A 9,713-nucleotide genomic window follows, 5' to 3' on the forward strand; every position below is an offset into this window, starting at 1 on the left:
TGGACCTCATCATCTTTAGTCGACTCGCGGCGGTGGTTGGAGCGGCAACGCTGTGTCCGTTCTCTTCGCTTAGCACGCGATCCGTCTAGCCGTCGTCGCTACGCTGGCCTGTTCGCTACTGCTCCAGAGGGATTATTTCGGCAGCGTGCTCTTTCTGCTCTGGCGGTCCAGTGTGCTTGTCGAGCAGAGGTAAGGGTAGGCCAACGCAGTTCGAACCAGCCGCCACAAGATGACGAGTTGAGGAATGAATGTTCAGATGTATCTCAGCTCGTTCTGACTGCGCTGTGTGTTGACGCTGTGTTGAGGCGTAGTGACAGAGCGGAACTCACGTTCACGCCCAACAAGAGACATCGAATTGATAGGACAAGAATACAGGTGGGCCGGAACTGGCCAGGGGTGGCAACATGCTCGGTGAAGCTGTTTGCGTTCGCCACGCACATAGGAGGCTCGCAGCACGCCGGCACCGGTCGATCGAACGGAGACGCCGGCGATGATGTGAGTCACTTCTACAACGTTCCAGAACATAGCTGGCTCAGCACGAACGCCCATGACCTAGGCTGGAGATAGTTCAGCTTGAATACCTCTGCTGGAGAAAACATGCTGAAAAAGTTCCCACGCTATCCGCTCACCTTTGGCCCAACGCCGATCGAGAAGCTCGACCGCCTCGGCAAACATCTGGGCGGCAAGGTAGAGATCTACGCCAAACGCGAGGACTGCAACTCAGGTCTCGCGTTCGGTGGAAGCAAGCTGCGCAAGCTCGAATACATCGTTCCCGATGCGATCGCGTCAGATGCTGATACGCTGGTCACCGTCGGGGGCGTGCAGTCCAACCACACCCGGATGGTCGCAGCGGTCGCGGCCAAGATCGGCATGAAATGTCTTCTGGTTCAGGAGAGCTGGGTTCCACATGACGATGTCGTCTACGACCGGGTCGGCAACATTCTTTTGAGCCGCATCTTGGGCGCAGAGGTGCGCCTGGTCGACGAGGGCTTTGACATAGGTATCCGCTACAGTTGGGAAGAAGCGCTCCATGATGTCAAGGCAAGGGGCGGCAGACCTTATGCGATACCGGCCGGGGCCTCTGTCCACAAATACGGTGGCCTTGGCTATGTGGGGTTCGCTTACGAGGTGCGCGACCAGGAGAAACAGCTTGGTTTTGCCTTCGACTACATTGTGGTCAGCACTGTCACAGGTTCAACGCATGCCGGCATGATCGTCGGGTTCGCGAAGGACGGTCGACAGCGCAACGTGATCGGTATCGATGCATCCGCCACTCCAGCAAAGAGCAAGGCGCAGGTGCTTAGCATTGCCAAACGTACAGCGATGCTCGTCGAGCTCGAAACGGAACTTGTCGAGGCTGACGTGGTGTTGCTCCAGGACTACGCGTACCCGCGCTATGGCGTTCCGTCCGAGGAAACGAAGGAGGCGATCCGTCTGTGCGCGCGGCTCGAGGGTATGATCACCGATCCGGTCTATGAGGGCAAATCGATGCAAGGGATGATCGACCTCGTCCAGAAAGGTTTCTTTCCAGAGGGGTCGAGGGTCCTTTACGCCCATCTGGGTGGCGCGCCCGCAATCAATGGTTACGGCTACACCTTCCGTAACGGCTGACGGGCGACAGCTCGCGTATGCCGCCCTGCCGTGCCGGACGTGTCCACGACAGTGCCGAACCGGAAAGGCCGGAGCCAATTCCGCGGACGGTCGATGATCTGGTAAATAATTCAGAGCGTTACGCGCAGAGGCTCGCGACCAAATTCCTCCCTGGGCGGTTGGCCGTCGAGAGACACGAGGCCGTTGAGTTCGTGCTCCGCTGCCATTCTGCGACCCAACGACTGTTCACTCCGCGACAAAGTGCGTTCGGTTCATCTCCTGGGTACCTTACCCAGCCCATTGCAATCTGAAGAAAAGCTTTGCGCCCAAGTTGGCACGACTCTTGAAGCTCTGTCGACAGGGGAGGAGCCAGGACTCAGATTCCACCACGCAATTGGGATGCTGGGCTGGAGCAGCTCGCACCAATGAGAACGCAACTGAAGGAGAGATCATGGAATTCTCGCGGATTGCGGCCGAGTTAAGCCTATTCCTCGACACGACTAATGATGTCGCTGAATCCGAACAGTTGTTCGAATTGTTGTCCGCGTTTGCGCTGAATTTCGATTGCCCGTGGATAGCCTATGGCCCCCTTGCACCAGAACAAAAGGTTTTGAAGCCGACCCGACCGGACTCTGCGATGATGTGGAATTACCCTGATGAATGGCAGGAGCGCTACTTAAAGATGGGTTATGCCAAAATAGACCCGCTCATCAAGAAAGGTCGAAAGGGGGTAGGGCCCTTCCGGTGGAGTGAGGTTTATACCCACGAAAGCACGACTGAAAATGAACGCCGCGTCCTGGACGAGGCGGGGACGTTCGGCTTGAAGTCAGGCGTTACCGTTCCATTACATGGTCCCGCTGGCAGCTTTAAGCTTATGTGTTTTGCTAAATCCTCGGACGGCGAATTGGAAAATAGAGCGATCACCTATCTGCAAATTGCCGCAGTACAGTTTCATCTGAGGGTTGCGAAGCTCGGAACGCAGAGGTCATCGGAGCACGCCTATAAGATCTCTGATAGGGAAAGAGAGTGCATTCATTGGATATCGAAAGGAAAAACGTCAGGGGAAATAGGGACGATATTAGGACGGTCCCAAAACACGGTTGATTTCCATGTGAAAAACGTGATGCGGAAGTTGGACACGACCCGCAGAACGGCACTTGCTGCGAAAGCTGTGGAACTTGGGATTATCGAACCATAGAAAGGAAGATTCGGCGAGCTCGGTGCGCGGCCTGTCGTGGAGCTCGAGCCTCGTCATACGCGGCGCCGATGGCTGCCGCAACCTCCAAATCCATCACTCGCTCGCCGAGAAGGCCTATCATGTCGCGCAAGAGACCGGCCAAGAGCGCACGCAGGTTCCTCATGCCATCGGTCGTCGATGATTCCTTTAAGACCCGCAACCGAGCTTTGCCGGGGAACATCGATGACCGGATGACCGCCGCAATGCCGCTCGCTGCGGCACTGTTGAGGGCGCTCGCGAGCGGCTTCGCGATCGCCGCGCTCCACAGCCTGTGGTGACGTGCTCCAGCGGTCGGACGACTCCTATGATTTGGTCGGCCGAATTCTCGCAGGGGCGATGGGGCTGATCCGTCAACTACCCGATGCCGTAGTATCGGTGCTTGTCCGGAAAATCTATATGTTGTCCACCGCATTCACCCTAGGTATCAGCTCTGGAGCAACGCAATAATGGGGTATTTTTAAGAGAGATAGCCACACCAATTAGAATTCCCGCGAAGTACCGGCCCAAAAAAGTCAATCCGACGATTCTGGTGTCAATGTGACATGAAGAACATTCACCACGAGCAGAAAGTTTTATCACTCTCCCCGTGAATGATCTCCGTGCAGAGGACCTAAAGATGAACATCAACGCGTTCACGGCTCATGAATCCAATGTTCGCCGATATTGCCGGGCCTTTCCCACAGTCTTTACGAAGGCACTGGGGGCGACGATCTGGGACGAGACCGGCAAGCCTCACATCGATTTCCTTGTGGGTTCCGGCGCGCTCAACTACGGACACAACAACCCGAATATTATGGCACCAGCAATCGAATATCTTATCGGTGAGAACATTGTGCTGTCGCTTGATATGCATACGGTGGCTAAGCGTGACTTCATTGAAGCCTTTGTGGATTCGATCCTGAAACCCAGGGGGCTTTCCTACAAGATACAGTTTCCTGGGCCGACGGGCACAAACGCCAACGAAGCGGCGCTGGCCCTTGCGCGAAAGTATACCGGCCGCTCGAGCGTCATGGCATTCACAAATGCGTTCCACGGTATGTCGCTCGGCTCGCTAGCGATCTCGGGGTCGGCGTCCACCAGAGAGCTGGGAGGCGTTGCGCGCCACGATGTGATCCGTATCCCATTTGACGGCTATCCGAGCCAAGCGTTCGATTCCGCCAATTACATTGATTGCGTTTTGAGCGACCCAGGGAGCGGCATAGAAAAGCCAGCCGCAATCATTCTGGAGACCATCCAGGCAGAAGGGGGCATGAACGCCGCATCCGCGGCTTGGCTCATAGAAATTCAGCGCATTTGCCGCAAGCATGGCATTGTTTTTATCGTCGACGATATCCAGGCGGGTGCGGGCCGAACAGGCGATTTCTTCTCCTTCGAGTTCGCCAAAATCGAACCCGACATCGTGTGCCTTTCCAAGTCACTGAGCGGTTCAGGGAGTCCGTTCTCCATTGTCCTTATTCGCCCCGACATGGACATATGGAAACCCGGAGAACATAGCGGGACCTTCAGAGGCAATAATTTCGCCTTCGTGACGGCAGGGGCCATGTCCAAAATGTGGTCGGACAGCCGGTTTACTGCAGGCGTGGAACAGACAGCGGCCAAACTGCAGGGGCACCTTGACCGCCTCGTCGCGAAATTTCCCAGATACATTGAACAAAAACGGGGCCGCGGTCTGATGGCTGGCCTCAAGTTCCGTTCACCGGCCCTGGTCGGCAGCGTGCACGATGTCGCGTTCGAGAATGGCCTGCTTATCGAATCCTCAGGGCCAAATCGCGACGTGATCAAAGTCCTCCCGCCGATAACCATCACCGATGTCGAACTTGATAACGGCGTCGCCATTCTTGACCACGCACTACAGGAGCAAGACAATGCGTAATCAGATTCCTCAACCGCCCGCCATCTCTCCTGTTTCGATCAGACACCGGACCGGCTCGATCAGCACTGCTGACATCATCTCGGTCCTGAAAGGCGAGACGACCGCTCTGCACATCAAGCAGGCTTTCAGCACTGAAGTAGCCGAGGAGATCAGCGCGAACTTCAGTGCCAGTACCGGTCTCAAGCAGCGAAAGGATGGAGTGCCAGGACAGTATGTTGGCGCATCCCACTACAGGAAGGATGCAGCCACCTATTTCGCAGAGGCCGAAAATGCGCGGCCGCACGTCGAGGCCCTGTTTAAGAATTTGGTTGACCCGGTCCGAGCAATATTCAGCGCATTGAAGCGCGAGCTTCACAACCAGGGCATCGAACTGCGACTGGCCCGTTCAGAACACGGTCAGGCCAATGTTTGTCGTGCCATCAACTGGTCTGGCAGCGGCGCATTTTCATTGGACCCCCACGACGACGTCGCTCAAGTCTTATGTGCTGGCAATGGTTATGAGCTTTCTTCCGTGGCGCACAACACTGTCGCAGCATTTAACTTCTATCCGAGCATGCCCGAGGAAGGCGGCAATCTGAGGCTCTGGAGCCATAAGCCGACAGTTGCCGACCGAAAGTCGCAGGGCGTGGAAACCACCGGCTATCCCTACTCGGCAGCCTATCTCGAGGCCGTTCCTTGCCGCGAGATCCAGCTCAAGGCCGGGGATATCGCTTTGATCGATGGCGGCTTCGTTCACGGGGTTACCGGTCAACCAGGCAACGGAAAGCGTCGCTTGTTGCTGAACAGCTTTTTCGGGTTTGCGCGGCCGGATCTTGTTCTCTGGTGGACCTGACTTTGGAGGACCGACCTTTAATGCGGATGGATTGCGCATCTATCAGCGTCGATGCGCAGTCGACTGCTGCTGACCTTCGACTTACGCCCGCCCGCCACCGGATCGCCCGCAACGGATGATTGCGCCGCACCCGCGCCTCAAGGTCAACATAGCTAAACAGTTCGCCAGCTCGATCGTCGCCGCCGCGCACGTCACTTCCGAATCCCTTCGGAACCAGTGAATTACCGCTGCGATCCGGTGGCGAGTGCCTTTTCAACAGCTTGCTAGAGAAATACCCAAACATCGGGGTTGCAGTCATGCTGGAAAACCGGTGCGGTTATGTCAGTCGCCCATGCCAACAACGCCGCCGATAGCGCTGCCGCAAAGGCGGGTACTGACTGTCAAGGTATCGCTATCCCAAGCGTTGCAACAGATTCGTCAAACAAGTTTACAGACTCTTTGCGAATGCAAGTCGCTGACCATGGTAAGTTCGCTTTAAGTCCGAGATTGGCCGTAGCTAATCGTCAACTCAATGGTTTGGAATGCGTGAACATAGAACCTGCAGCTTTGATCGCAAGACGCACCAGAGAGGCCCTTTAATTGATATCGACATTTTCGAAGCTCATGAGTCTAACGTTCGTCGCTATTGCCGGTCGTTTCCAACCGTCTTTACGAAGGCCCTCGGAGCGACAATCTGGGACGAGGCCGGTAAGCCATTTCTCGATTTCCTTGTAGGGTCCGGCGCACTCAACTAGGGACCCAACTATCCTTGCGCCAGCAATTGAATATCTCGTCGGTGAAAACATTCCTCTCTCGCTTGATATGTATACTGCGGCAAACGTATCCGGGCAAAGACAACGAGGACGCGCTACCGTGCAGCAAGAAGGGGTGGGTAACTACCGAACAGGCGCATATCCCTATTTCACATTCATCAAAATCGCGTTGCAAAAGGTATGCATGATTGCTGTAAGCTATAATGTTTACTCAGAATATGTGACGTATAATTGTGTAAGAGACTGTCGAGAGTTCGAGTTCAGGAAAATTCTATGTCATTTGATTTAGACAACTTTTTCTGGTTCGATGCGGGGACTTTGGCCGGAAAGGGTTCGGCCACGCTCGTTCGCCTCCGCTCGTGGAGCAGTGCTGCTATATCACGGAGGCGGTCTGCAAAGTAAATCATTCCACCCTTCATCGCTGAGATCCGGCAGGGAACTGTCGATCTGTTCGCTGGCAAACAATCACCAGGGAGAACTACAATGTTTCGCAATAATTTGAATTCGGACCTCGTCCAGTTGCAAAAGATCGACCCGCTGGCCTTCAAGGCGATCGAGCCCGGAATAGCTAGAGAGTCATCCGCCTGCCTTACAAATCTGGCGAATCTCTCGCGCAATGAGTTCACCTCGGAAGGGCGTGGGGCGGATTACCTCGATAGCATCCAACTGTCGCTGCTGGCACGATCGGAGGGTGTGATGGATCTTCTGGGCAAGATGCACCCCAATGGTTGCGACGGACTTTGTTCATCAATGATCATCTGCGATCTTCTCGCCGGTGACGGCTACGTGAACAAGGTAGCCCATCAGATCTTGGGTGCGGCGCGCTGCCCGACGTTCATCAACTCTGACATCTCTCAGTTCATGGTGGACCGTTGCATCCGCGACGGCCTTTTCGCAATCTGGCAAAGCGCGACCGATCCGTTCTGGATTAAAGACGGGTCGGTGGACGGTGTGCTGATGGCTTACGGCACGCACCACATCCCGCACGCTCAACGCACCACCGCTGTCCAAGCGGCTGCGCGAATTCTTCGGCCCGGTGGCGTCTTCGTTCTTCATGACTTCGAAGAGGGTTCAGCCACCGCCCGCTGGTTCGCTGACGTAGTGTCAACTCATTCGGTGACGCCACACGACTATCCTCATTTCACCGCGGGCGAGGTTCTTGATCTGTTCGCTGCTGCGCAGTTCGATGAGGTGACTGTGCAGCGAATTACAGACCCATTCGTCTTCCAGGCAGAAGACGAGGAGAGCGTTCTCCAATCGCTGGCCAAATACGTCGTGAAGATGTACGGGCTAGAGAAGCTCCGCAACGATACGCAGCGTGTGCTCGCGCTTCTTGATGAGTATTTCGGGCTCGCCGTGACGGGAACCTCTCGCGGTGGCTTCGAAGCGCGCATAGCGCGCAACGCTTTGGTCGGCAGTGGGCGACGGGTGTGAAATTATCACTGGGTCGACCAAGGTCGATTTCTGCTTCACCCTGCCGTGTGTCATCTGCTTTGAATTCTCGAATTGCTACCGCTCAATTAGAGTTGTCTAGCCCAACAGTATGAAACGTATCAACATCGGACACAGCGAGATATCTGAACAGGCGATTGGCTTTCACTCAGTCCGATCGATAGACGAGGTTTCTGGCGAGGCGCCGGAACTTGCATGTCGTGCCATGGTATCTAAGAGAGGGCTCGTCAATCGCCTTGATCATAGCCGCGCATCTTGATCGCCTGCCGATCTTAGAGTCGATTGGTGCCCTCGCAACCGATCTGCCCTCGCAACTGAGAAGCCAATGCCACGGCACCTACTCCAAGCACCTATCGAACTAGAGGATGTACCCGGATACCGTTGGAAGGATGGGCTTCTTGGGCCGGATGAGCCTAACCCGGTTGGGCATGTTTGCCCGACAGGATCATCGCCGTTTCTTCTGCTCTGCGATCATGCTGGTCGGCTGATCCCTAAGTCGCTCGGGTCTCTTGGCGTCTCTCCAGCCGATCTCATACGTCATATTGCTTACGACATCGGTGCTCTCGGCGTCAGTAGACGGGTGTCCGAACGACTCGACGCCGAGTTGATCTACCAGCGCTACTCCCGGCTTATCGTTGACTGCAATCGTCCACCCCACAACCCGACAGCATTTGTCACGATGACCGACGGAACGACTATCGCGGGGAATCTGGATCTAACTGTACCGGCTGCTGCCATGCGCCTGTCTGAGATCTTTCATCCCTACCAAGCGAGGATCGAGCATGTGGTTCGGACCCGTCTTGCCGCGAAACGTCCAACGGTGATCTTGACCGTCCACAGTTTCACCCCTTGGCACACCGACTACCCGACGCCGCGCCCTTGGCACCTAGGCCTTCTTTTCAACGAAGATCGCCGCCTGGCAGACGCGCTGGCCGAAGAATTCAAGATGGCGGGCGATCTCGACATTGGCTTCAATCAGCCTTACGCGCTGGAAAATGAGTCGGATTATGCAGTCCCCGTCTACGCGGAACATCGAGGTCTGCTCGGAATCGAGTTGGAAATTAGGCAGGATATGATCACGGAACCGGCCGATCAGATCAAATGGGGTGATCGGTTAGCGGAAGCACTGAGAGCTGCGCTTAGACGCATCGCTCCTGAATTTGTCTGAAAGGAACGCACGGCCCGAGCCAGCACTCTCGGAATGAAAATCCCCGCGTGGTGATGATTGGCAATCAGGGCTTGTCGGTTGTAATAAAATGCGCGGACGCTCGTTTCCGGTGGAACGCGTAGCGGCCTATTCGGCAGATTTGCAACCTGAGCGGGCCCGTTACCTTAACCACTGTGCGGAATTCGGGCCGACTCCCGCTTCGCTGACGATAAGGCGCATCGAGCTTGAACACAGTAAGGGGTGGTGATCAACGGTGCCGGCGGTCGGCGTCACTGGTCGGTGGATGACAAGGCGCGGATCATCGCGGAGACGCTGGAGCCGAACGCAATCATTTCCTAGGCCGCCCGTCGGTATCGCCTTAGGCCGCAGCAGGTCTTCGCCTGGCGCCGCGAAGCGCGCAAAAAGGCCACTTCGGTGCAGCAAGATTCTCCTGCCTTTGTGCCGACGGTGTTGGCGGCGGCGGAACCTGTAGTCAGCCGTTCACCGAAGCAGCGGAAACGGCAAGCCACCCGAGATGCCGGTATGATCGAGCTTGAGATCGACGGCATCGTCATGCGCGTCGGCCGGGGCGCCGATATCAAGACGGTGGCCGCAGTAATCCGCGCGCTGAAGGCGGACCTCGTGATCGGGCCGACGGGGGCGGTCAAGGTGATGGTCGCGACGAAGCCAGTGGACTTCCGCAAGGGCGCCGAGGGTTTGGCCGCGCTGGTGCGCGAGACGATGGGCGCCGATCCGTTCTTATGCATCGGGTGAGATTTTGTGGCGGAGCCGTCCTGGCGCCAGCCGAGGTCTGCCAAATCTGGAATCCT

8 protein-coding genes and 2 pseudogenes are annotated in these 9,713 nt (G+C 56.2%); all 10 read left to right on the forward strand.

Translation table 11 applies throughout. The features are described from left to right. Window positions 1–118 precede the first annotated feature (118 nt). The gene (locus tag FJ419_RS31100) at window positions 119–193 is read left to right on the forward strand and encodes a hypothetical protein (protein ID WP_246676749.1); all 75 of its coding nucleotides are present in this window, start codon (window positions 119–121) and stop codon (window positions 191–193) included. Between the two features lie 404 nt (window positions 194–597). Further along, entirely contained in the window at window positions 598–1,611 is a 1,014-nt protein-coding gene (locus FJ419_RS05290; protein ID WP_064993514.1) for a 1-aminocyclopropane-1-carboxylate deaminase, read from the forward strand. Window positions 1,612–2,041: 430 nt separating this feature from the next. Then, entirely contained in the window at window positions 2,042–2,788 is a 747-nt protein-coding gene (locus tag FJ419_RS05295) for a LuxR family transcriptional regulator (RefSeq protein ID WP_064993513.1), read from the forward strand. A 119-nt stretch (window positions 2,789–2,907) separates the two neighbouring features. After that, a complete protein-coding gene (locus FJ419_RS05300) occupies window positions 2,908–3,105 on the forward strand; it encodes a hypothetical protein (RefSeq protein ID WP_064993512.1) in 198 nt (65 codons plus the stop codon). 338 nt (window positions 3,106–3,443) lie between these two features. Then, window positions 3,444–4,700 (forward strand): diaminobutyrate--2-oxoglutarate transaminase, encoded by a 1,257-nt coding sequence (ectB, locus tag FJ419_RS05305; RefSeq protein ID WP_064993567.1) that lies wholly within the window; start codon window positions 3,444–3,446, stop codon window positions 4,698–4,700. Next, window positions 4,693–5,532 carry a hypothetical protein gene (locus FJ419_RS05310; RefSeq protein ID WP_064993511.1) on the forward strand — a complete coding sequence of 280 codons (840 nt, stop codon included), beginning with the start codon at window positions 4,693–4,695 and terminating at the stop codon, window positions 5,530–5,532. Before ectB ends, FJ419_RS05310 begins: the two co-directional genes overlap by 8 nt. Before the next feature lie 578 nt (window positions 5,533–6,110). Beyond that, window positions 6,111–6,348 (forward strand): annotated as a pseudogene (locus FJ419_RS31405) (diaminobutyrate--2-oxoglutarate transaminase); the annotation flags it as partial. Window positions 6,349–6,767: 419 nt separating this feature from the next. Further along, window positions 6,768–7,718: a methyltransferase domain-containing protein gene (locus FJ419_RS05325; RefSeq protein ID WP_064993510.1), complete on the forward strand. Its 951-nt coding sequence runs from the start codon at window positions 6,768–6,770 to the stop codon at window positions 7,716–7,718. A gap of 343 nt (window positions 7,719–8,061) precedes the next feature. Then, window positions 8,062–8,904: an N-formylglutamate amidohydrolase gene (locus tag FJ419_RS05330; RefSeq protein WP_084015730.1), complete on the forward strand. Its 843-nt coding sequence runs from the start codon at window positions 8,062–8,064 to the stop codon at window positions 8,902–8,904. 621 nt (window positions 8,905–9,525) lie between these two features. Continuing rightward, window positions 9,526–9,642, forward strand: a pseudogene (tnpB, locus tag FJ419_RS05335) (IS66 family insertion sequence element accessory protein TnpB); the annotation flags it as partial. Between the last annotated feature and the right edge of the window lie 71 nt (window positions 9,643–9,713).

The organism is Mesorhizobium sp. B2-6-2 (genome assembly GCF_006440615.1).
Taxonomy (GTDB): Bacteria; Pseudomonadota; Alphaproteobacteria; order Rhizobiales; family Rhizobiaceae; genus Mesorhizobium.

Excerpts from the sequence above, each read along its gene's own strand:
- FJ419_RS05330 (WP_084015730.1), top strand. The coding sequence starts at position 8,062 with ATGCCACGGCACCTACTCCAAGCACCTATCGAACTAGAGGATGTACCC.
- FJ419_RS05325 (WP_064993510.1), top strand. The coding sequence starts at position 6,768 with ATGTTTCGCAATAATTTGAATTCGGACCTCGTCCAGTTGCAAAAGATC.
- FJ419_RS05290 (WP_064993514.1), top strand. The coding sequence starts at position 598 with ATGCTGAAAAAGTTCCCACGCTATCCGCTCACCTTTGGCCCAACGCCG.
- FJ419_RS05295 (WP_064993513.1), top strand. The coding sequence starts at position 2,042 with ATGGAATTCTCGCGGATTGCGGCCGAGTTAAGCCTATTCCTCGACACG.
- FJ419_RS05310 (WP_064993511.1), top strand. The coding sequence starts at position 4,693 with ATGCGTAATCAGATTCCTCAACCGCCCGCCATCTCTCCTGTTTCGATC.
- ectB (WP_064993567.1), top strand. The coding sequence starts at position 3,444 with ATGAACATCAACGCGTTCACGGCTCATGAATCCAATGTTCGCCGATAT.
- FJ419_RS05300 (WP_064993512.1), top strand. The coding sequence starts at position 2,908 with ATGTCGCGCAAGAGACCGGCCAAGAGCGCACGCAGGTTCCTCATGCCA.